Below are 23373 nucleotides of genomic sequence, written 5' to 3'. Positions count from 1 at the left end.
TAATCACACCAGCCATTCTCCATGCTCCAACTCCCGGCCACCAAAGACTCAGGGAGAACATTACAGGAATAGACCGCGATCAAATCAGGCTGCACTCTCTCAGAACGCCGGCAAGCAGACTTCGGAGCAATCCGCGTTCTTTGAAAACTGAATAATGAATGAGGGTGTATGGTGGTCGTGACACAGGCTGCAGCGCCTGAACTCGCCGAGATGGCATTAATGTGCTGAGAGACGCCCAATGGAAAGCCCCGCCATTGCGTTCGTTTGCGTGATTTTGCGCGAAACAGCGTTTTTATGCGCTCGAATGTGCAAGACGACAAGGAAACAGCACGTATGGGAAGACGCGGAACTAAGAACGACATCAGCAAACGCCTCTTGCTCCAGCCAACTGAGGGACAGGACTTATCCTCCTTCTATCAAATCTTATAAACGCAAACCAAAAAACTATCCCCGCCGAAGTGGGCTTTTGATCATCAGCTTCAGGTCTGGAAAGGCGGTTATGGCGCATTGCGCTGTTTATTTTTGTGTGCTCCCCTCCCCCTGGGAGTTTTAATAGCGGAAAAAACAATGATTTTCAGAGCTTTGAAAGATATGAATGCGTCTGTGCTGGGGTTCGGTTGCTGGGCTGTCGGTGGCACCTGGAATGACACAGAGGATCAAACCTCTATCCGAACCATGCGAACAGCCGTTGAGCTGGGCATCAATTTCTTTGATGTCGCACCGGTTTACGGGCTTGGGCATGCGGAAACGCTTTTGGGTGAGGCCCTCAAGACCTTTGAGCGTGACCAGCTGTATATTGCCACCAAATGCGGGCTGGTTTGGAACAACCCAGAGAGGGCTGTCAAAAACAATCTGACCAAAACTTCTATTATAGAAGAGGTGGATCAATCACTCGAGCGTTTGCAGACAGAATATATTGATGTGCTGCAGTGCCATTGGCCTGATCCCCATACACCTGTTGAAGAGACCGCCGAAGGTTTACGCGCTGTTGTGGAGAGTGGGAAGGTTCGACATCTTGGCGTCTCCAACTTCTCATTGAAGATGACTAAAGAGCTGATGCAACATTGTGAGCTGGCCACTTATCAGGGGCTTTATAACCTTCTGGAGCCGAATGCCACGCATTATCATAATATACCGCTGAGCTACCGTAGTCGTGATGAGATCATTCCGCTTTGCGAGGAGCATGACCTCAAGTACTTGCCTTATAGCCCATTAATGCAGGGATTGCTGGCAGGAACCTTCAAAGCAAGCGGTAACTTCGACCAAAATGATGACCGCGCCAATAACCCGAAACTGAATTCTCCGCTACTGGAGAAGTATCTCGGCTGTGCTGACGAGTTGAAAGCTTTCGCTGAAAAAGCCGGTATGCCTCTGGCCCATCTGGCTATGGGGTGGTTGATGGCGCAGGATGCGGTCGGGCCCATTATTACCGGAGCCTATCAGGAATGGCAGGTGAAAGAGAACATTGCGGTCACAACACGCTCTTACGATGCGGACCTTTTGAAAGGTGCTGAAGACATCGTTGCTAAATGGGCGCTATCTTAACTTATCGAGATCGAGCCAACAAAACCCAGTTCTGAGGAACTGGGTTTTCACTTCGCAATCCAGAGCAATGTGACTTTATATATAGGCTTTGCCCTCATAGTTTGGCGACACCATTTAGAAGCAGCTTATCCCTCTGATCGCGGCCTCCAAGATCAGCATTGGGTTTATATTCAAACGCAAAGTTGATCTCCTTCTCTTTTATAAATCGATAGGGAACCGCTGTTTTGATGTGGAACTCCAGAACGTGCACAAATCTGTTTCAAAGTCTGAGCGAACATCTGAGTCAGGCATGAAACTGAGTTCCAACCACAGTTCGCCTTTCAGGTCATAGATGGCAACTTCACGCTCTCGCCTCAAACATCATCGCCACCTTACACCTCGATTGCACCTCTCGCCGTAAGGCCGAATGCAACATGCTCCAAAGTGCAACGGATCCAACTTCCCACGGAACCGAAACTGAGCTGCTCTTACTTTGAATGGTATTTTCTGCGCTGCGTCCGAACCTCACGTCTCACACTAAGGTTTGCTATGAGAAAGCCATCAATAGAGAGAGCAACCCTACTCACGTGCCTCATTAGGCCTGAAATATCTTCATCTTTGCACAGTCAATACAGCATGGAAGAGATTGGTATTCTCTGAAACTGGCGTGTTCGAGCAGTATGAGGCCCGAAAATAGAATATGAAGATCACAAGCTTAGAGATGTGAGACAGGTTTTTAGGTCTCTTTGATATTGCTTTTGCAGGATCAGGCAAATCGGCAAAAGCTATCCCCAAGACTAAGTATTTTTACTCTTGTGTGTAATGCATTTAAATTTGTAGGTTTCGCGCACACCAAGTGGTGCCTAACCAATCACTGTCAGCGACGGCTTCATGCTAAGCCAGATCACTTTCGCTGTATGGCATCGCTATCCATCTGTGCCTCCGCCATGGAGGCAACCGCGTTGCCAGCTTCCGCCCTTTGTGCGTGGAACCCATTTCTGGCAGTGATCGTATAGGCTCGCCCATGAGCTTTCGCGGCAGATGGCTAACAAGCGGATCATGGCTCTTGGTTGAGCTGCTAAATCCACGTGACGTGCGCATTCGGGCTGCATGCGTGGATATCTGCCAATAAACAGGACCAGTATGACTGATCAAACCTGCGCAGATCTTATTCCGGCCCCCGAAGGGCCGTCCAATCTTATTGATACTGATTATGAAGTAGGACAAGACAATATTACACCGCGAATCGCTGGTGTTGCGTTTGACGTCCACAATATCGTTTTCACTATTTCCAGTATTGCGATTGCAATTTTTGTTGCAATTACTCTGCTCTATAAAGACGCTATTGGTCCGGTCTTTGGTGATCTACGTGTTTGGCTCACTTCTAGTTTTGACTGGTTTTTCCTAATTGCCGGCAATATCTTTGTGTTGCTTTGCCTCTTCCTTATTGTGTCTCCACTGGGAAAGGTTCGCATCGGCGGCAGAGATGCAAAACCAGATTACAGCTACAGCGAATGGTTCTCCATGCTGTTTGCTGCGGGCATGGGCATCGGCCTTGTCTTTTACGGCGTGGCTGAGCCACTTGGCCATTTCTCTTCCATCACTTCTGGCAGCAGCTGGGCCCCATTGGGCGGTGAAGCGCTGAGCGGTGCGGAAGCAGAGCGCCTTGCCATGGCCTCCACCATCTTCCATTGGGCCCTGCACCCATGGGCAACTTATGCTGTGATTGCTCTTGGTCTGGCTCTGTTTTCCTATAACAAAGGCCTGCCGCTGACCGTCCGCTCTATCTTTTATCCAATTCTGGGTGAGCGTGTTTGGGGTTGGCCGGGTCACGTGATTGATATTCTGGCTGTGTTTGCCACCATGTTTGGTCTGGCAACCTCTCTGGGTATTGGTGCAGAACAAGCCAATGCTGGTTTGAACCATTTGTTTGGTCTTGAAATCACGACAACAACCAAAGTCATTTTGATCATCGCGATCTCTGCTATTGCACTTTGTTCCGTTGTTATGGGGCTGGATAAAGGCATTAAACACCTTTCCACCTTCAACGTAATCACCGCTGCTTTGCTGCTTGGTTTTGTTCTGTTGGCCGGTCCAACATTGGACATCCTGCAGAAGCTGTTCTGGAATTTGGAAGCTTATCTGGAATATCTGCCAGCACTTTCCAACCCAGTTGGCCGCGTTGACGATAACTTCCGTCAGGGCTGGACAACTTTCTACTGGGCTTGGTGGTTCTCCTGGGCACCGTTTGTGGGCATGTTTATCGCTCGCATCAGCCGTGGCCGCTCCGTTCGTGAGTTCATGATTTGCGTGCTGGTTATTCCAAGTGTTGTTACCACCCTCTGGATGACAGCCTTTGGCGGCACAGCGATTGAGCTGGAAGCGACTTCTACCCTTGGCAAAATTGCAGGTGCGGCGACTGAGATTCAGCTGTTCGAGATGCTGAGCAACCTGCCACTTGCTGAAATCACATCTGTACTGGGTGTTGTTTTGATCATCACATTCTTTGTGACGTCTTCAGACTCCGGCTCTTTAGTGATCGATACCATTACAGCTGGTGGCAAGGTGAACGCACCGGTTCAGCAGCGCATCTTCTGGGCGTCTTTGGTTGGCCTTGTTGCGATTGCATTGCTGCTTGGCGGTGGTCTTTCCAGCCTTCAGGCTATGACGGTTTCAACCGGCTTCCCGTTTGCGATTATCTTGCTTGGCGCATGTTTTGCAATCGTCAAAGGTTTGCGTAGCGAGCCTAGATAAGCAAACTTCATACTAAATTCAAAAAGCGGCGGGATCATTTCCGCCGCTTTTTTGTTTGAAATGGTTGCATGTGGGATCGTCGTTTGACCCGCCTACATCAGTGAATGGTTGCTGCCAGCTTCTTGGCATCTGCGCGCATGTTGGCCGGAAGCGGGATGTAGCCGGATGAAATTGCGGCTCCCCTTGCCTGTCCGCTCAAAACAAATTCAGCAAACTGGCGCACCGCAGTACCGGTTTTCACATCAGGGTAGACGTCTTCCGTCACCAGCCAAAAGAATGAAATGATGGGATAAGCGCTGGGAGCTTCAGGGTTGTGAATCTCATCAATGGAGAGCGGGTCACCACTTCTGCTAATCTCTTCAATGGCTGCTTCTCCGGCATTGAGTGAAGGTGCTACGAAGTTGCCCTTTTGATTTTCGACCAGAGCCATCGGGATTCCCAGTGTGCTGCCAAAGGCTGAGGGGGCATAGCCGATTGAGCCATTATTCTCTGTGATCTTGGTGACGACCTCAGAAGAACTGGGCACAAGGACAGCGTCTTTCGGGAAGGTTTCCAGTGGCCAAATGCTGGCAGATTTGCCAGACCATGCATTTTCGGCGGTGTACAAGTGCTTGGAGAGGGCAAGGTTTGCGCCGCTGGCATCACTACGGCCAACAATGGTGATTTTCAGCTTTGGCAAGCGCAGGTCCGGGTTCACCATGCGGATTTCGCGGTGGTTCCAGTATTGGATGGAGCCATCGAAGATACCGGAGAGTGCGTTGCGCGTGAGCTTCAAATGGCCAACACCTTCAATATTGTAAAGAATGCCGAGCATGCCTGCGGTGATGGGGATCTCCAGTAGTTTATCCTCTATGGCGACAGGCTCATCGGCGGCATCAATATCAAGGTCTTGCTCGAGGATCGCTTCCAGCGGAGCGCTGGAGACAGCAAAATCGACCTTGCCAGCCTGCAATGCCAGCACCCCAGCTCCACTGCCGATCGGGTCGTATCGCACTTCGATCTCGGGGTTTGATGTTTTGAAGAGACGCAAAGTTTCATTGAACAGGACGTCTGGATACATGGAGCCCGCTCCGCTCAGTTCCTCGTAGGGTTCTGCCTGAGCGTAGCTGTCCTGAGCCATTGAGGAGTTAATCAGAAAACCGGTTGCCAAAAGCGAAAGGAACGAAGCAGCTACAATCTGAACGCACAGTTTTGGAGAGATCCGGTTGAGCATGGCACATCTTTCTCGGAGATTTTCCAATATGTAGACGCTGGTGTGCGTCATTTTATGCTGTTGGGCGCTGATATAACCGCCCGTGCAAGGCCCCTCATAACTTAGATTTCATAAAGGCTTTCTCATTGTCGGCTGCGGTATTCTTTGAAAACTTTAGCTATAGAAACACAGCATTGGTTTTGCTTGATCTTAGGGAGGGATTTACTTCGCTGAGGCATGGTCTGCACAGACAAATATCGTACCCAAACAAAGGTGCGGAGGATGGCAAAGAACAAGAAGCCACTTCAGTGGAGCAGCAAGACAGACACCACCGCGCATGAGCACAACAAGCAAGTGCTGAAGACGGTGCGCCATTTGCTGCGTGCGCACGAGACCAACTGGCTGGTAAAGCGGTTGAAGAAGTGGTCGCCCACCGATTTGCTGCAGTTGCTAACCGCCCTCCCCTTGCCGGACGCTCGCAAGCTGTTTGCGCTGTTGCCTATTCGGCCTTCCACCAAGATCCTTGCTGAGCTTTATCCGGATTTTCGGGCTGAACTGCTGAAAGACGGGACGACCACACGGCTGGTGGAGATTCTCAATACGCTGAAGGAGAATGATCTGGCGGATACGCTCGATGAGTTTCCGCAGAGTTTGCTCGACATCATCGTGCCGCAGCTGGATGCGCGGGCGGAGATTGAGGAGCGGATTTTGCATGGGGAGGATACGGCTGGGCGGTTGATGAGCCGGAAGTTTGTGGCGTTCAACGAGGATTATACGGCAGGGAAGGCGATTGCCGCGATCAAGAGCCAGTATGATCTGGTGGGGCGATTTCGTACGGTGTTTGTGGTGGATGCAAAATACCGGCTAGTGGGGCGGCTGGATGTGACGCGCTTGCTGACGCTGGAGCCCAAAGCTCGCATCGGGGATGTGATGGATGCCAATGTGCTGGCGGTGTCGGCAGAAATGGATCAGGAGGATGTGCTGCGTAAGGCGGCGAAGCGGCAAATCTCCTCCATGCCTGTGATTGACAGTGATGGGAAGCTGATTGGGCGGATTACGACTGAGCAGATGAACCAGATTGTACGCGAGGAGCTCTCCGAGGATCTGATGTTGATGGGCGGGGTTTCGCCGGAAGCACGGCCTTCAGACTCCGTGCGCCGGATCATCAAAGGCCGGTTGCCCTGGTTGATGACGGGGCTGATTGGGTCTGCTGTTGCGGCGCTGGTGGTTGGATCTTTTGAGGATGAGCTGGAGAAAGCCGCTATTTTGGCGGCGTTTATTCCGGTGATCATGTCGATGGCGGGCAATTCCGGGCTTCAGGCGTCTGCTGTTGCGGTGCAGGGCATTGCGACGGGGTCTATCTGGACGGGCAGTACGCTGTTTCGGCTTTGGAAGGAGTTTTGCGGGGCGCTGTCTAACGGCGTGATTGCAGGCAGTGTGCTGACTGTGCTCATCAGCATTGGGGCCGTGCTGTTTGAGATTCATGATCCGGTGTGGCTGGCGCTTACGGCTGCGTCCTCTCTGGTCATCGTCACCACGGTGGCGGCGATGGTGGGGGCGACGGTGCCTGTGGTGCTGGACAAGATTGGCATTGATCCAGCAGCGGCGACGGGTGTTTTCATCACCACTAGCAATGACGTGCTTGGGGTGTTGGTTTACTTCACGACGGCCAGTTATCTTTATCTGTAACTTGACGTTCCCTGCCCTAACGGTCCCTACTACCCAACGATGAGGGAGGGACTTTCATGGAACAGGAACAGAGTTTCAGCCACAGCGAAGGTGAGGCTGGGGAGTTTGAGGCGCGGGGGTTGCGCAGTTATTTTGAGTACCGCGACCTTGGCGTGGCTGACGCCACCAACGGGGCTGTGGTTGCGCATGTGATTAAAGCGCGTGAGGGGCACAATGCGACAGGTCAGTGGCATGTGCATGATTGCTCCTTTCAGTTTTATTATGTGCTGAAAGGCTGGGCGCGGTTTGAGTATGAGGGGCATGGCATCCGCACGGTGAAGCCGGGGGACTGTGTGGTGCAGCCAGCGGGCATTCGCCACCGCGAGATTGAGCATTCTGAGGATTTTGAGCTGATCGAGATCGTCTCGCCTGCCGGTTTTGGCACTCAGGCGGAAGACGAGGCCACAGAGACCACTGAGGCCTGAAAGCAAAACCGGGGCTTGTGAGCCCCGGCGTGTTTTATGAAATCAGCGCTGTGCAGCTGCTGGTTTTGCGCGGCGTGGTCTGTTGCTCTGGCTGCGGTTTGGACCGCTTTTTTGAGCTGGGCGCGCATTTGCGTTTGGTTTGCCGCCGCGGCCACGACCTGCATTTGGCTTTGCACCAGCTGGTCTTGCGCCTGCCTCACCTGCTGGTTTGCTGCCTTGTGCGGCACCGTTGCGGCCTGCACCGCCAGCTGGACGACCAGCACCACCGGCTGAGCGGCCAGCGCCGCCACCACCACCGCCACTGCGGCGACGGTTGCCTTGCGGGCGTTTGTGGCGTTTCAGCTGTGTCTGTTCGTTTGTTGGGTCGTACGCAGGCATTTCGCCGTCCGCCCAATCGCCATCACCAGACGGGATTTTGCGGCCAATCAGGCGCTCAATGTCGCGCAGGTATGGCTGTTCGGTTCCATCACACAGGGAGATGGCAACACCGCTTTTGCCTGCGCGGGCTGTCCGGCCAATGCGGTGAACGTACGCTTCCGGCACATTTGGCAGCTCGTAGTTGACCACGTGGCTGACACCATCAATATCAATTCCGCGGGCAGCGATGTCTGTTGCCACGAGGATTTTGATGGAGCCATTTTTGAAGCCATCCAGCGATCTTTCGCGCTGGCGCTGGCTCTTGTTGCCGTGGATGGCTGCTGAGCTGAGGCCTGCTTTGTCCAGATGACCGCTGACACGGTCTGCCCCGCGCTTGGTGCGGGTGAAGACGATGGCGCGTTCGATGTCTTTTTCTGACAGGATTTCCTGTAGGGCAGCTCGCTTTGAGCTTGAATTGAGGAAGCGAACGGACTGCTCGATTTTCTCAATTGGACGGGAGACCGGCGCCACGGAGATTTCACGCGGGTTACTCTGGAATTCTTTGGCCAGCTTGCGGATCTGGTGTGGCATGGTTGCGGAGAGCAGCACTGTCTGACGCACTTTTGGCAGTTTGCCAAGAATACGGCGAATGGCTGGCGCAAAGCCAAGGTCCAGCATCTGGTCGGCTTCGTCCAGTACCACTGTTGTTGTGGCGTCCAGCTTGATGCCGCCGGTGCTCATGTGGTCTTCCAGACGGCCCGGAGTGGCGATCACAATGTCCAGACCTCTGGACAGGGCGCGCAGCTGTGGGCCGGGTTTCACACCACCAAAAATCACAGCAGTCGATGGGCCGATATACTGGCCATAGGTGCGCACGCTATCAGCGATCTGCGAGGCAAGCTCACGGGTTGGCGCAAGAATAAGCGCACGGCAGGTGTGCGGCGCTGGTTTTTTGCGGTCTTCTGCCAGACGGGTCAGCAGCGGCAGCACGAAGGCTGCGGTTTTGCCGGTGCCTGTTTGTGCGATGCCGAGGATGTCCTCGCCCGCTTTCATGTGCGGAATTACTTCACGCTGGATTGGGGTTGGGGCCTCATAGCCCTCTTCTTTTACAGCGCGCAGGATAGGCTCTGCGAGGCCAGCTTCGTCAAAATTCTTCACTCTCGTACTTCCAAGATGTGCAGAGCACGCCCCCTGATATGGGATCAGGCAGGTACTCATAGATTAAACGCCAGCATATACCCCGCAGACATATGTCTACGCGGCCAGACTGGCTAAAATTGAGATCCATGGAGTTTGAGAGGAGCTTTGAAAGCGACCTAGAAACGCTGCGGACCACGGTGCGTGCCCGTGTTACATCCCACTCGAGCAGGCTGCCTTGCTGAATATATTGCAGGCAGCGGGGTGGCGCTCCAAGCATATGCCCGATAAGCGCGTTGCCTCGGGAGATATAGGTAAATGCGCGGGAATGCAAGGGGGTGGGGTTCAAATGCCCCTGCCGAGCTCCCCTCACCGACGTCCTCCTACGCTGAACCATGCAGCATTCTCTACTCATGACTTAAGGTAAGCTTCACACAATCTATAGGAGCATTAATGCATCTTGCATATACCTATAGTTGATTCCAATCACTGGAGAATTTTTATGGCTAGAGTTACTCATCTCACTGAAGGCGACGATTCTTTTAACGTTTACGATTTCCAGATCGACCACATTTATGGCCATGGTGGTAATGACAGCATTAGTGCCGGAACTCACTCTGACATCGTTTGGGGCGGCACAGGTAACGATAACATCTCAGGCAATGAAGGTGATGATACCCTTTACGGCGAAGATGGCGATGACTTTCTACACGGTGGAGAAGGTAACGACAGCCTTATAGGTGGAGACGGCAACGACACCTTCCGTGGCGCTGACGGAGATGATCAATTGCTCGGCGGCAATGGCGAAGACATTATGACGGCCAATGAGGGTGAAGACACTGTCTATGGTGGCAATGACAACGACTTCATTAATGGCGGCTCTGGGGACGACTATCTATCCGGCGATGCAGGTGACGACCGGATCGAAGGTGAATCGGGAAATGATACAATTCTAGGTGGAGAAGGTGCAGACCAGATCAAAGGGGGAACCGGGAATGATACAATTCTAGGCGGTTCAGGAAACGATACAATCGAAGGGGGTGCCGGTATCGACATTATTCGAGGTGGCAGCGGCACTAACAGCCTGACAGGTGGGGCAGATACAGACATCTTTGTCTTCGGTGCCGGCGATGGCATCAGCATTATCACTGATTTTGAAGATGGTGTAGATCGTATTGGTTATTTTGCTGATAACGCCGAAGTTATTCAATCCATCGAAATCTCTGAAGAACTTTTTGGCGGATTGTTTGTCGGCTCTACATTGGTGAAAATTGATGATGCTTATGCTGTATTGGACGGCATTACAGTTGATCAGTTTTCCAATGCCGACCTTTATAATGTCTCACCTCCTCCTGCGACTGAAACTATGGACTTACTTTCATAAAACTACAAAATTAATTGCTGCCATCATTCGATGGCGGCAATTTTCTTACATTGATACATTCATCCGGAATACAGCGTAGACTGGCTGCAATCATTTTTTGGCAGTCTGAGCAATCAAACAACAATTGAACAAAACTAGCGTCCATCACATCCTTTCCCAGCGTATCCCCACGGCAACACCTCCGCCTTCTTCTGCAACTTTTCGTTGACAGGGCGGACGTTCCATTCCACATTCATATGTGAGGCTTCGAAACCTCTGAAAAGCGGCTACCGCTCCCGTTAACTAGCGGATTTTTTGTGTCTTTTTTCTAAAGGCGCAAACCCTTTGCTATGAGCGGGAGGGCGGTGAATACAACACCTCCTTCGGGGGGGAATAAACTCGCCTGTCTTTTCCAGGTTTCGAACCTCCCGCTCGCCAGTGGGTCTTCGAAAGCTCATCTGTCGTCGCGGAACTTCAACAGCCAGAAAAGAAGGCTTTGAATATGGACGACACTGCATGCGCCTGTGGCGCCACAAATACTCTCCAAAACGAATTTGACGAAGTAAACGTTGTTGTTTCTGATCTTCAGAACCTTGCATACATCCAGCATATGGTGCTGAGCGAGCGGATGAAGAACAGCTGCGAGCGTGATGCTTTGTTCACTCTGCACCATGCATTATCTGACCGCCTAGAGGCACTCAACAAGACCTGCGGAATTTTAACTGATGCGTTGTCCGGCACATCCTTCCCTAAAGGATTTTCCGGTCACGCAACACGCAGCGTCGCCTCTCCAACATTGGTCAATACGAAAACTGTGTCTCTTGATTAGATCACTGTGAAACGGCACTCCAAGGGCTGGCAGTACCACCCTTACACAGCCCTTCATGAGTGTCCTGCTGGTCTGCGGCCGGGCGAATTGTGCCCGCAGGCCAGCGTTTTTGTGTGTGGGTTTGTATGGATGTGTTGGTGCGTGAATTTTGGGTCCCGGGTCTCCGCTACGCTCCGCCCGGGATGACACCAAGAGCTAAGCTGGAACGAGGCCGAGCAGGTTTGGTAGGGTGGTCATGGATTGGAACGGGTGGGCGCCGAAGAGGTTTTGGGGTGCCGGGATGGTTTCTGGCGTGTAGGCGAAGCAGCGCATGCCGGCGCTGGCGGCGGCTTTCATGCCGGTGGCGCTGTCCTCAATGACGACGCAGTGCTCCGGGTTGATGCCTGCCTTATTTGCGGCATGCAGGAACAGGTCTGGCGCGGGTTTGCTGGCGCCGACATCCGTTGCGGTGAAGACGTTGCCGTCAAACCATGGCAGCAGGCCGGTGATTTCCAGCGTCATGCGGACCGTGAACGGATGTCCGTTGGAGCCAACGCAGATGGGGATTTTTGCGTTGGCGAGTTGCTTTATCACCTGCTGAATGCCGGCAACGGGCTGGACTTCCTTTTCCAGCAGAGCGTTTGACTGCTCGTGGAAGTCCTTGTTCCAATGGCTGGGCGCGTTCAGGCCTTGCTCTTTGAGGTAGGCGTCAACCTCGCGGCTGGTTTTGCCGACGAACATCTCCCAGCATTGCTGAAAGGTGAGCGGCGCCCCGTAGGACTGCAGCAAACGGTGCAGAGTGCGGATGTAGAGCGGCTCGGAGTCCACAAGCACGCCGTCACAATCAAAAATCACAAGTTTGGGTGGGGCCGATAAAAAAGACACTGCAATATTCCCGAGAGTAAAACCGGAGCCTAGCTTTTGGAGGCGGGCGTGGCAAGCGTGGTTTGATTGGCGGGCCTTGCGAGGGCTAGCCTGCCACTTTGCGCATGAGGGCTTCGATTGGGCCGCGTTTGAAGAACTGGCTCCAGATGAGAGCGTAGATGACTGCTGTAGCGCAGAAAATGGCTGAGGCGAGGAAGGCTGCCTGCGGGGTTTGGCCGCCGAGCAGGCCCAGCTCCTCCATGACGCCCATGCCGAGCAGGATGTGGGCGAGGTAGAGTGTGAGGGTCTGGCGGCCTGCGGGGTTGAGGATAGTCAGCACGCCGGAGCTTTTCAGCATTGGGGCTGAGCGCAGACATACGCCGACGACCATGGAGGCGACGGACATGCCAGCCATCATGTAAAACGGCATTGGCGGCACCGGGCTTGTGCCCACCAGATCGGCCAGTTCCGGCTCTACCATCGCGATGAGTGGTTGCAGGTAAGCACTGACAGCGTTGACGAACAGGAAGACCAGAAGGCCGCCGAACATGAGCGCATCTTGCGTTTTGGTTGAGGAGAGGCTTGAGCGGCTGAGCATCACGCCAAACAGCAGGAACCCAAGCCACGGGATGACCGGATGCCAGCCGTTGAAGAACAGATTGCGGATGAAGCCGACGGGTGTCCAGAACTCAGGATAGGTCAGGTCGTTCCAGTTCCAGCCAGCGTCATAATCCAACAGGATGACCATGAGCACAGAGGTGGTGGCCAGACCCGCAATGAGCCAGCCCAGAGTGCGGGTGCCCACTGGCAGCAGCAGAGCACCGAAGAGGAAGTAAAACGCGTAGTAGTGCAGGATGTCAGCATCAAAAATGAGCATATTGAGCAGGCCGAGCACGAGCAGGAAGGCAGCGCGTTTGACCGTGGTGAAGATGGTGAGGTTAAGCTCCCCTTTCATCCCCGCCAGACCAAGGCCGATGCCTGCCAGCACGACGAAGGTGGCTGCAGCGCGTCCTTCCAGTGCGTAGATGATGTTGCTGAGAATACCCTCAGCACCTTCTGCGCCCATCACGATGGAGAAGTTGACAATCACCATACCCACGAAGGCGATGAACCTGGCGAGGTCCAGCCCCTCCAGTCGCCCGATTTTAGTTGCTGCAGCCATCACGTTCCTATCCGACCTGATATGGCCTATACTGTTCGTTCTGCCTCCCAGAGCACGCCGCGTTCATTTACAACTACGCACCGCACTCTAACATCTTTGTCGGAGCGAATTCTTTTCGTTTGCTTGAATCCAATCAAACGGAACACGCTCTAAACCCCAACGGGTTGCACGCCCTTTACCTTCTTCGTAATGCCGCCAAACAAGGTTTGAATTGCAAGTGCGCTGGCATCATTGGTTGCGATGTTTCCGGCCTGTGATGTGCTTGCTGCTGCATACAAAACAGCGTCCAGCGAGGCGATGATCCAGCTGTTTGGGATGAAGGAGAGAATGTCGCCTTCTTCCTTTGCACGATCAATTAAATCACAGAGTTCCTTGTCGTGGCGCTTGATTTCTCTAGCAATTTCGGGATCATCCCAGACGTCGGGATTCTTCCAGAGGAAGTGACAGGAATCTGCATAAGGCACCAGAGCGCCTACAATGGCTTTGAGCTGTTCAAACGCTTTGCGCTTGCCTTTGATGGCTGCATAAGACGCTTCGTCCATCTGGTCTAAAGCGCGCAAGGCCACGTCACGCAGCAATTCCTCACGTGTGCCAATAACACGGTGAAGAGTTACGCGTTTTACGCCTGCGGCCTCTGCAATATCTGCCAGAGACGCCCGTGGCTGATTGTTGAGCACACGTACGGCTGCTTCCAGCAGTTTGTCTTTTGTGGTGTTGTTCAATGGTATCGACATGATACTTATATGTATTATTAGATACACAACTGTCAATAAAGGTCCTGTAATTTTCTGCAGGAAATAAGAAGGTCAAAAGCCCATGTTTCTTCTCAATACGACGGATTTTTTATGAGTATTATCAAAAGAATGTGCCAAGCTTGCTTTGTGGCACCGGCTCTTTTCATGAGCGTGATTCTTAGCCCGCCAGCCTTGGCTGACCATTGGGTGCCCTGGGCGTTTTCATGGGATAAAAATGGCGCAACACAGCAGCATATCAGCCCACAACAGGGTTTGAGTAAAATAAAGACAACCTCTCTGTGGAGCCCGGATGGGGAGCTGCTGGTGGTTCAGCTGGTTTCTTCCAAGAGCTTCAAAGAGACAGTTGAGTTGCTGGGCAAGGACATTTCCTCCAACAGCAATCCGGAACTGATTGCCAGGTATGGCACGCTTCTGACGTATGGGGTCTATATGTCGGAGGATGAAAGCGAGATGGCTGAGCTGGCAGCCCGTGCTGATGTTTATTTTGATCAGGCCCTGAGTCAAGATAAGGCCAGCTGGGGCGCGTGGCTTGGGAAAGCGACACTCTATGGCTTCTCTCATAAGCGGGATCAGGAGGCTTCCTCCATCAAAATCCTGAAGTCCATGATTGAGGCGCAGCAGAAAACCAAGTCCAACTGGCATCATGTGTACCCGTATCTGGTGCTTGGGGCGATTTATGAACAGAAGCGGGATTTTCTGACTGCCAAAGAAATCTGGACAGAAGGCCTGCAGCACTTCCCCAATAACGAAGCACTGCATGCAAAAATGATCGACTGATCTGATGTGCTGGCGAGATAACCTCTTGCCAGCCCCTCTCCTGCTACTTTTTCTTCAATGCTTTGATGAAGGAATGCGCTGTTAGTCCGTGCAGGATAACACTGAGGCCGATGGTGGTTACAGCTGTTGATGCGATGACGGAACTGCCCGGCAAGTTCGCATCCAGCACGATAATAGCGAAGACGATGCTTGCCAGACCTCGTGGGCCAAACCAACCAATAAAGAGCTTTTCTTTTGTGCTCAAAGGCTCACCGCGCAAGACGAAAAGGACAGGCAAAATTCTGACGACCGTCAAGCTCAGGATGGAGTAGGCCAGGATTTCCCAAGTGAACTCATGCAGGACTGAGCCGATGATAGCTGCGCCAAAAATGAGCCATGTCATGAGGGAGAGCGAGTCTCCTATTCCTTCTGCTGAATCCAGGAGCTGCTCTTTGTAGGGCTTCTCCAACCAGCCGAAAACAATACCGCCCACAAAGGCAGCGATGAACCCGCTGCCACCTGCCAGTTGCGCGACTGAGAAGCAGCAGATCGCCAGAGCGACGACAGTCACCTGCTCCCACGTTTTGGATTGCTCCTTGGTCTGGAAAGAGTAATCAATGATCTGCCCAGCGAGAATGGCAATGCCAATCCCCACAAGAACACCCAGGCCGATCTGCTCAGCAAGCAATTGCGCGGCCATTTTGTTCAGGTGGCTTATCAGGGATGGATCAGCTGCAATTGGGAGGAGAGAAAACACAATTGGAACGCAGATGCCGTCGTTTAACCCGCTTTCGGCATTCAAAGTTCCTCTGATCTTGGCCGGTACAGAGGGATCTGTCACCACGGCCTTGCCAAGCGCGGCATCCGTTGGAGCGAGTAAAGCAGCCAGAATTGCAATCTCGATGACAGGGAGTTGTGGCAACAACGCCATCCCGGCTCCGATGCCAAATATGATTGTGAGCGGCAGGCCAACCAAGAGGAGGCGCCGTGGTAAGTCAATGTTGGTGGCAAGGACTTTGAGATTTGCTTTGGCCGCATCCGTAAACAAAACGATTGCAAGAGCCAACTCAGCCAATGTCTTGATGGATTCATTGGTGAGCTTGACCTGAAACCACCCCAAACCGTCATTGCCAAGCAAAAAGCCAATAATGCAAAACAGCAATGCTCCATTGATCGGCTTTTGCTCCAGCCGTCGGCTCATCACGCTGTACAAAAAAACCACTGCAAAGATGACGGTCAGATTTTGATAGGACATTTGGCCATTTTAATCCCGGCGGTGTCCACTATTCGTGTTCAATGGATCGCCTTTAAGTTGCGCATTCCCGACACTCTAAGAAGATAGTCTTTGCATTGGTTTAAGCTGCACAAGCCGATTTGCCTCAGCGCCTCAACAGTCTCATTGCTGCCCAACGAAGACCTGTGTCGAATAATCAATCACTATTTGCTCGTCCTCCCCCCAATGTTCTTGCAGGATCTGATCAAGCTCAATCAGGAAAACGCCATTGCTTGCTTTGATCGCAGCTTGAACTTTTGAGGAGGATTTGGCCATTTCAACAAAATCCTGATGTGACATGGAACGGGACCAAGGGAACCGCCGAACGTTTGCCTGAGCAAAGCCTGCCTTTTGCATCTCCTGCGCATAGTCGAACCTGCGGTAATCTCTGGAGTAACTGGTGTTGTGCGTTTCGATTAAGGTTTCATAGGCGTGCATGAAAGCGCAGGCTTCCAGCTGCCGGTTGTTCTCGATAATTACCAGACACCCTTGTGAGGTGAGAACACGCTGTACTTCCCGGTAGAACTTCGGTCGATCAAACCATTGTGCGGCCTGTGCGACGGTGATGAGATGAAAAGCACTGTCTTCGAACGGAAGCTTTTCAGCAGCGGCTTGATGCCAAGACACTTCACCTGCCTTATCCCTTGCTTTTGCCTGAAACAGCATGTCTTCGTTGACGTCGCATCCTGTAAACTTGCTGCCTGGTGACAGCCCTTGAAGTTGGCGCGTCAAAATTCCGGTGCCGCAGCCAACATCCAATAGATGCCCCTGCTCTGCACCTTTGGGCATCTCCAACAGATCCACGATGTGTTCCAGCGCATCCTGTGGGTAGCGCGGACGAGCTTGGTCATAGATTTTTTGCAGGCCGGAAAATGCGTGATCACTTGCGATATTCATGAAGCACCTCAATTTTGCATACATAAGTATACAAAAATCAAACCTAGCTCAAGTTGTTATTGGCAGATCATGCATCAGACACCCGAAGGCGGGATGTTCAGTTTCAGATACTCAGGCCAATCAACACTGTGATGTTTGATGTAAACTCACTTGTTCCATCTGTGTCGGGCGCGGTAGGTTTCTTCCATGAAAACAACGAATGATATCATTGATGGTGTACCCGTCATCGAAAAGCTCAGTGTTGATGAGCTTGCTGCTGGGAAACACCGTTTCTTCTTTAAAGCCTCCACAGACTCCCTGGGAAATTACCACCGTATTCCAGTGATTGTGATCAAGGGTGCGGAGCGCGGAACAAAGCTATTCATTCAGTCAACGCTGCATGGCGATGAGGTTCAGGGGGTGGATGTGATCCACCAGTTGTTACCGCATCTTGATCCAGCGGCTCTGAAAGGTACTGTTGTTCTGGTACCGGGCGCAAACCCTCCTGGCATGCAGCTGGCTTCGCGCTACTACCCTTCGCAAAATGAGACACAGACCTTCACAAACCTCAATCGCATGATGCCGGGGGATGCGAAGAGCTCAAATGCGGGAAGCCGGTATGCCTATGCGCTTTGGCATAATCTTTACATGGACAATGCGGATATCTTTCTGGATCTGCACACGGATTCAACCGGAACAGCTTTCCCATTCTTTATGTTCGCAGACTTCCGCAGTGCAGATGTATGTCGACTGGCCGCTCTTCAACCTGCAGATCAGATCCTAGAAGATGACGGTATTGATGGCTCGGTTGAGACTGAGTTGGTTCGGGCTGGCGTTCCATCGCTTACCATCGAGCTGGGCTGTGCCAATGTGTTTGATCCGGATATGACCCAGCGCGGTGTTCAGGGCATTTTGAACACCTTGATCGACTATGGGATGATTGCGGGCAAAGTGAACCTGCTTGGGATTGAAAGCTATGTGGGGAACGACGATATGTCGATCACTGCAGACACTGGCGGGTTTGCGCGTGTGTTGGTGCAGCTCAATCAGGAGGTGACCAAAGGCCAGCTGGTTGCCACCATGACAAACGCTTTCGGCGATGTAGTGGCGAAGTACGCAGCCCCATGTGACGGGCGCGTGCTTTCCGTTTGCACCACTCCTTTACGGGAACCGGGCGCGACCATCGTGCAGATACTGCGACGGGTATAGGTCTCACAGTGAGAGCAGGCCGCTTCGTAGTGACCTGCTCTCGTCTTTTATTTATGCATATCGTTTGGCACCGACCACACAGCCAACCACAACGACTGTCGCTGCAATCATCATTGACGAAATCGTCTCCTGAAGCAGCAGTGCTGCAAGCATGAGGCCGAAGAATGGTTGCAGGAGCATAAGCTGTCCAACCCCCGCAGCACCGCCCAAAGCCAGCCCGCGATACCAGAACACAAAGCCAACCAGCATTGAGAAGACAGAAACGTACATGAGGCCATACCACGCGGTGGACTGACTGTCTGGCAGCTGAGCAGGTACACTTAGGATTGCAGCTACCAGCATGACTGGAAGAGCCAGTACAAGTGCCCATGAAATGACCTGCCAGCCTCCCAGCTTTCTTGAAAGTGTCGCCCCTTCTGCATATCCAAGGCCGCACACAACAATTGCGCCGAACATGTAAAGAGAGCCAAGCAGTGAGCCTTCTGCGTTTTGTGAGAGCGCGAACACCGCCACAGCTAGACTGCCGACGCCAGAGAACACCCAAAAGAATGGCTTTGGTCTTTCCCCTCCTCTCAAAACAGCGAAGATAGCTGTCGAGAATGGTAAAACTCCCATCAGAACCAGCGACTGCGCTGCCGTCATCTGTGCAAGCGCCAATGCAGAAAGCAGCGGGAAGCCTATCACCACACCGAGGGCAACGACTGTCAAGGACAAGATATCCTGCCGCTTTGGGAAAGGCTGCCTCAGCACGCTCAGCAACGCAATGCCCAGCAATGCAGCAATCACTGCGCGTATGCTTGTCAGAAAGAATGGATCAAATCCGGCGACAGCTGTGCGTGTTGCGGGCAAAGAGCCGCTGAAAATTATGACACCGAGCAGACCGTTTCCCCAGCCTGCTGAGCCTCTTTGTGCCAGTGATGCTTGCATCATTCACCTCCGTTTTCTGTTTTTTAGCGAGGTGGGGCTAGGCACAACAGCCACAAAACAATACAATTGCGAGAAACTGTACTGCTACAATCGTCAATACAGCAGGTGAGATGTAAAATGGCTTATGGGCAACAAACACAACGCGTGATGCAAGCGGTGCGCAGCAAGATCAGCAGCCGCGCGTTGGAACCGGGCGAGAAACTGCCAAGCATCCGAGGGTTTGCCTCTACAATGAATGTTTCCGCCTCGACAGTGGTTGAGGCTTATGACCGGCTTGCTGCCGAAGGGATTATCTTTGCCCGCAAAGGGGCCGGATTTTATGTCTCCCCGAAAACGCAGCCCTTTACGGTTTCAGAGATTGGGCCGCATCTGGATAGAGAGATCGATCCGTTCTGGGTCTCTCGACAATCGCTGGATACCGGACGGGATATGCTCAAACCCGGCTGTGGCTGGATGCCTGCGGACTGGATGCCGAACGCATCCCTGCGCAAGGCCATTCGTAATTTGAGCAAGGCGGATGATCACTTGCTATCAGATTATGCCAGCACACGAGGGGCCAGCAATCTGAGACGGTTGCAGGCTAGGCAGTTTGCGGCAGAAGGGATTGAGGTTGATCCGAACCAGATTTTGCTGACAGGTTCTGCTACTCAATCTATTGACCTGTTGTGCCGTTTCTTGCTGCGCCCCGGAGACAAGGTTCTTGTCAGTGACCCGTGTTACTTCAACTTTCAGGCAATCCTGAAAGCGCATCAAGTTGAGATTGTGAGCGTGCCGTACACCAGGACAGGCATGGATTGTGAGCAGTTTGAGCAGGCTGTTGTGGAGCATAAGCCACGTTTTTACATCTCCAACACCTCATTGCATAACCCCACGGGGGTCACCCTCTCTCCTCAAGGTGCTCATAAGATCCTGAGTATTGCAGCCCGGCATGATCTCATCCTGATTGAGGATGATGTGTTTTCTGAGTTTCTGCCAGAAATAACGCCGCGCCTGACTGCCTTGGGCGGGTTTGATCGCGTGATCCGACTTGGCAGCTTTTCAAAGACATTGTCGGCTTCCGCACGCTGCGGATATATCGCTGCCAAACCAGACTGGATTGAAGCTCTGGTTGATCTTCAGGTGGCCACGACCTTCGGTGGCCCTAGCCCGATCACCACGGAGCTGATTTATGCTTGCCTGAGTGATGGTTCCTATCGAAAGCACATGGAGGCCTTGCGTACTCGCCTTGCCAAGACACGGCGCGAGGTTTCCGCCAATCTGGTTGAGCTGGGCATCCAGACCTGGTTGATGCCAGAGGGCGGATTTTACCTCTGGTGCTCGCTGCCGGAAGGCATCGATTCAGCTGAACTCGCCCGCGCAGCCCTGCAGCAAAACATGGTTCTTGCCCCAGGTGATGTTTTCAGCCCAACCCAATCCATGGGCCAGTTCATGCGCTTCAACGTCAGCCAGATGGGGAACCCAATGACCTACGAGATTCTGGCGGACGTGATGTGTAATCTTTAGTGGCTTATTGCCGACCTCAATTCAGTAGGAACAAGCCCCCAAGTCTTTGTTCTGGGGGCTTGTGGTTGATGTCACGCCTCTACAAATTCATCTGCGAGTAAGGCTGAGTGCACTTGTGCTCTCAGGTTAGTGTGATCAGCAAGTTGAAGGCGCAGGACAATGCCGTGTTTGGGAGGTTTCTTCAATTGAAGAGGCTCGTCGTTTCCATCAAGAAGCCCTCCTTGCCTAGCAAGCTGTTTCAGGGCACTTCGTGACACTCCCAGCTGCTGAGCGAGCAACCTGTCCAATCTCAGATTGACGGGCACTGCTGCGTTCAGTGTGATTTCAAGAACCGTCCAGTCCCGTGCCGTGCCCTCCACGATTTGCTTGTGAACGGTGACCATCCCCTCACCTTCACTTAGTGCAGCGACAGCAGGTAAACCAGTTTTATCAAAGGCATACCTTTTCACTTGCTCCGGGCAATTGATTTGCATTGCTTCCAAAAAGTCCGGGGCGATCTGCTTGCGGTTACAGCGTTCAAAAATCGAGCGATTCCACGTGGCATCGCAGGTCATGCATTTGTAAATGAGCCATGCGTCCAGTCTGGTGCCATTTGCATTGAGACGGAACTTCCCTGATGGTTTGAAGGGCTTAAGAACACCGCAGTTCTTGCAGGGAATAATCGGGTTTGGTGGGTTTTCGGGTTGAAGCGTCCAGACGCATTTAAGCGATTTCGACATGCTTTTGGATTTCCACTTGTCAAAAAGCGGATGCGCAGCATGACGCCGTTACAGCACACGGTAAGGCTAAGGATTTTATAGAAAGCAGCGCGCAAAAATGCGCAAGGATAGTGCCAGAAATCACGAGGCCAAACCGGTCTCATGCCACCATCCGCGCAACAGAAAGCGCGCCGCAAAGGAGTATCTTTTGCAGAACAATGATTGACTAAAAGAGACCGGTGATTACATAGGCAAAATTGATTTCTCACGTTGTTTAACTAGGCAGTCAGCTCTAGCAAAACACGCCAATCAGCGGAAGAGACTTTGAACGCTACGGAAGTTTCCGAGAGCTTGCTGTAGCTTTGCCGTCACATTTACTTAGGTGTAAAGGCTATTTACGGGTACTAAGTCTCTGGTTCGAGGTAACCTTTATAGGAAACGATGTGCCCTACCGCTGGAGCTGAAATCTGGACATCAAACGAAAACCGCCCATCCGTCTCTTGCTCAAAGCTCTCTCCGTGAGGCAGCAAAATTCGTGGCATGGGTATTGAGAATATAGACCATCTCCGAGGAATAAAGCGCAGCTTTCCCTCATCTAAGACGAGTGCCAGAGCAACCTTCACGGGTCCAAATTGTTCACTCAGAAGGTAACTGTCTTTTCCTCTACCCACTTTCAGAAAAGATTCAAATTCTTTTCCATCAAACGACCGGGTCCAGCTTAGACCATTTTCATCTGGAATCTGGGTGACACACACATTCGCCGCGTCGTTCGTTTTGGGAAAACCGAACACACGACCTATCATTTTCGAAAGCAGCCCTGAGCCTCGATGAACTACTGCCTGACCTTGCCACGTTTGTTTTTGGTCTGAGCCATGAAAGTTCTGTAATGCAGTTGGAAGAAGATTGAAGGCACTCCCAAGCACCTGTTTGAACGGGTTGAGCTCGGCTCTTTGATCCTGCCGGAATCCCATAGTGATCGGTCTCTTTTCAAAGAGTTTACTATAGTCTTCCAGCTCCAATTCCCGGGTTGCAGATCTTGCTCCTGTTTTGGGTACTTCGCCTGCAAGAATTTTCCGAATAATTGCTTCGATGGCCATAGAAGGAATATATGGGCCGTCATCGCCTTCGGCCAACATATGCCATGACTGCTCAACAGGCCCTTTATTCGCTGAGCCGCTTACATGAACAAACATACCTCCCCGATGCTCTCCATATTTAAAGAGGTTAAGGACCCGATAGAAAAGCGGAGACAACGGCTCAAAGGACGGGAGCCTCAGTGTTGACCTCACCCGAGCCATCCAGTTTAACATCTTATGCAAAACCTCCGGAATAGGTCCCGCCCCCATCCAGATCGATTGCATTGTAGGATGCTCAGGTGGCAGGACTTGCAGGTCAGGCACATCGACAAGCGAAAAGTGAGTGTTTCTCATGGGCAGTTTACCCGGCACAGAGATCGTGTAGCGTCGAGTTTCAGCAAGACCAATTGCTTGAGCACGTTCACCTTCACGAAACAGCGTGATTGGTGAGCCAGCATAACCAACAATCGCACGCATTACGTTGAGCCCAACTCCCGCGAATGGAGACGGTGCAATACCTCCAGTCACATGGTGTATCTCCATCGTCTTAGAGATCTCCCGAAGGACACTTGCTGTCAGAACCGGAAAACTGCTCACGCCAGAAATCACAAAAATCCCGGCGGTCTTTGCCTGCTGGTCAAACTGAGAAACACCAAAGACAAAATCCGCAGCATCTGCAAAGTCGAGGTAATTCACCTTAGCTGCGATGCACGCTTCAACGGTGGCATATTTATGTTGGCCATAGGACTGAAATGGACCTGAAGCATCGATTACGATATCGGGTTTTATTGTTGGGAGGCAAAGAGCAATTTCTGTGCGATCCAAGGCTAATGGGGTGAGCGCAGCGCTACCGCTATGTCTTTTACAAAAAGCTTCAGCCTTGTTTTGATCGCGGCCTGAAACAACAAGCTCAAGGCTTTCGATATCTAAAAGAAGCTCAACCAACCGCCCACCAAAGACACCGTAGCCGCCAAGTACCAATATTT

19 protein-coding genes are annotated in these 23373 nt (G+C 52.3%); 9 read left to right on the top strand and 10 right to left on the bottom strand.

Translation table 11 applies throughout. The features are described 5' to 3' along the window. Window positions 1–567 precede the first annotated feature (567 nt). Both DHN43_RS23465 and DHN43_RS23455 read left to right on the top strand, forming a co-directional pair. Window positions 568–1545 (top strand): aldo/keto reductase, encoded by a 978-nt coding sequence (locus tag DHN43_RS23465; protein ID WP_108820250.1) that lies wholly within the window; start codon window positions 568–570, stop codon window positions 1543–1545. A 1122-nt stretch (window positions 1546–2667) separates the two neighbouring features. Then, complete coding sequence (locus DHN43_RS23455; RefSeq protein WP_057464735.1) at window positions 2668–4278, top strand: BCCT family transporter; 1611 nt, start codon at window positions 2668–2670, stop codon at window positions 4276–4278. A gap of 97 nt (window positions 4279–4375) precedes the next feature. On the opposite strand, the gene DHN43_RS23450 is transcribed toward DHN43_RS23455, so the two are convergent. Further along, window positions 4376–5491, bottom strand: a complete 1116-nt coding sequence (locus DHN43_RS23450; RefSeq protein WP_057464736.1) for an extracellular solute-binding protein — start codon at window positions 5489–5491, stop codon at window positions 4376–4378. 261 nt (window positions 5492–5752) lie between these two features. On the opposite strand from DHN43_RS23450, the gene mgtE reads away from it, so the two are divergent. Next, window positions 5753–7159, top strand: a complete 1407-nt coding sequence (gene mgtE, locus DHN43_RS23445) for a magnesium transporter (protein ID WP_108820249.1) — start codon at window positions 5753–5755, stop codon at window positions 7157–7159. A gap of 56 nt (window positions 7160–7215) precedes the next feature. Next, on the top strand, window positions 7216–7623 hold the full coding sequence (locus DHN43_RS23440) for a cupin domain-containing protein (protein ID WP_108820248.1): 408 nt from the start codon (window positions 7216–7218) through the stop codon (window positions 7621–7623). Window positions 7624–7665: 42 nt separating this feature from the next. On the opposite strand, the gene DHN43_RS23435 is transcribed toward DHN43_RS23440, so the two are convergent. After that, the gene (locus tag DHN43_RS23435; protein ID WP_108820247.1) at window positions 7666–9138 is read right to left on the bottom strand and encodes a DEAD/DEAH box helicase; all 1473 of its coding nucleotides are present in this window, start codon (window positions 9136–9138) and stop codon (window positions 7666–7668) included. A 481-nt stretch (window positions 9139–9619) separates the two neighbouring features. Here DHN43_RS23435 and DHN43_RS23430 point away from each other — a divergent pair, with 481 nt between their 5' ends. Both DHN43_RS23430 and DHN43_RS23425 read left to right on the top strand, forming a co-directional pair. Next, a complete protein-coding gene (locus DHN43_RS23430) occupies window positions 9620–10501 on the top strand; it encodes a calcium-binding protein (protein ID WP_108820246.1) in 882 nt (293 codons plus the stop codon). Between the two features lie 481 nt (window positions 10502–10982). After that, a complete protein-coding gene (locus tag DHN43_RS23425; protein ID WP_108820245.1) occupies window positions 10983–11309 on the top strand; it encodes a hypothetical protein in 327 nt (108 codons plus the stop codon). Window positions 11310–11504: 195 nt separating this feature from the next. On the opposite strand, the gene DHN43_RS23420 is transcribed toward DHN43_RS23425, so the two are convergent. The 3 genes from DHN43_RS23420 to DHN43_RS23410 all read right to left on the bottom strand — a co-directional run bounded on the left by DHN43_RS23420 (window position 11505) and on the right by DHN43_RS23410 (window position 14048). After that, a complete protein-coding gene (locus DHN43_RS23420; protein WP_208995593.1) occupies window positions 11505–12173 on the bottom strand; it encodes an HAD family hydrolase in 669 nt (222 codons plus the stop codon). Window positions 12174–12258: 85 nt separating this feature from the next. Then, a complete protein-coding gene (locus DHN43_RS23415) occupies window positions 12259–13314 on the bottom strand; it encodes a DUF418 domain-containing protein (protein ID WP_108820244.1) in 1056 nt (351 codons plus the stop codon). Between the two features lie 149 nt (window positions 13315–13463). Beyond that, window positions 13464–14048: a TetR/AcrR family transcriptional regulator gene (locus tag DHN43_RS23410; protein ID WP_208995592.1), complete on the bottom strand. Its 585-nt coding sequence runs from the start codon at window positions 14046–14048 to the stop codon at window positions 13464–13466. A gap of 165 nt (window positions 14049–14213) precedes the next feature. Here DHN43_RS23410 and DHN43_RS23405 point away from each other — a divergent pair, with 165 nt between their 5' ends. After that, window positions 14214–14846, top strand: a complete 633-nt coding sequence (locus DHN43_RS23405) for a tetratricopeptide repeat protein (RefSeq protein ID WP_108820258.1) — start codon at window positions 14214–14216, stop codon at window positions 14844–14846. A 43-nt stretch (window positions 14847–14889) separates the two neighbouring features. On the opposite strand, the gene DHN43_RS23400 is transcribed toward DHN43_RS23405, so the two are convergent. Both DHN43_RS23400 and DHN43_RS23395 read right to left on the bottom strand, forming a co-directional pair. Beyond that, window positions 14890–16080 (bottom strand): cation:proton antiporter, encoded by a 1191-nt coding sequence (locus DHN43_RS23400; protein WP_063294677.1) that lies wholly within the window; start codon window positions 16078–16080, stop codon window positions 14890–14892. Window positions 16081–16221: 141 nt separating this feature from the next. Next, the gene (locus DHN43_RS23395; protein WP_108820243.1) at window positions 16222–16995 is read right to left on the bottom strand and encodes a class I SAM-dependent methyltransferase; all 774 of its coding nucleotides are present in this window, start codon (window positions 16993–16995) and stop codon (window positions 16222–16224) included. Between the two features lie 186 nt (window positions 16996–17181). Between DHN43_RS23395 and DHN43_RS23390 the strand changes: the two genes are divergently transcribed. Further along, a complete protein-coding gene (locus tag DHN43_RS23390) occupies window positions 17182–18183 on the top strand; it encodes a succinylglutamate desuccinylase/aspartoacylase family protein (protein WP_108820242.1) in 1002 nt (333 codons plus the stop codon). A 51-nt stretch (window positions 18184–18234) separates the two neighbouring features. Here DHN43_RS23390 and DHN43_RS23385 read toward each other — a convergent pair whose 3' ends face one another. After that, entirely contained in the window at window positions 18235–19110 is an 876-nt protein-coding gene (locus tag DHN43_RS23385) for a DMT family transporter (RefSeq protein WP_108820257.1), read from the bottom strand. Between the two features lie 117 nt (window positions 19111–19227). Here DHN43_RS23385 and DHN43_RS23380 point away from each other — a divergent pair, with 117 nt between their 5' ends. Then, window positions 19228–20613: an aminotransferase-like domain-containing protein gene (locus DHN43_RS23380; protein ID WP_108820241.1), complete on the top strand. Its 1386-nt coding sequence runs from the start codon at window positions 19228–19230 to the stop codon at window positions 20611–20613. Between the two features lie 71 nt (window positions 20614–20684). Here the strand turns inward: DHN43_RS23380 and DHN43_RS23375 are convergent, their stop codons facing one another. After that, window positions 20685–21332, bottom strand: a complete 648-nt coding sequence (locus tag DHN43_RS23375; RefSeq protein WP_108820240.1) for a DUF1062 domain-containing protein — start codon at window positions 21330–21332, stop codon at window positions 20685–20687. A 383-nt stretch (window positions 21333–21715) separates the two neighbouring features. Further along, window positions 21716–23368 (bottom strand): DUF4166 domain-containing protein, encoded by a 1653-nt coding sequence (locus tag DHN43_RS23370; protein ID WP_256387197.1) that lies wholly within the window; start codon window positions 23366–23368, stop codon window positions 21716–21718. Between the last annotated feature and the right edge of the window lie 5 nt (window positions 23369–23373).

The sequence above is a fragment of the Pseudovibrio sp. Alg231-02 genome, assembly GCF_900143565.1.
GTDB lineage: Bacteria > Pseudomonadota > Alphaproteobacteria > Rhizobiales > Stappiaceae > Pseudovibrio.
The sequence above is the reverse complement of the archived record's forward strand: the minus strand, read 5'-3'. Positions and strand labels throughout refer to the sequence as shown.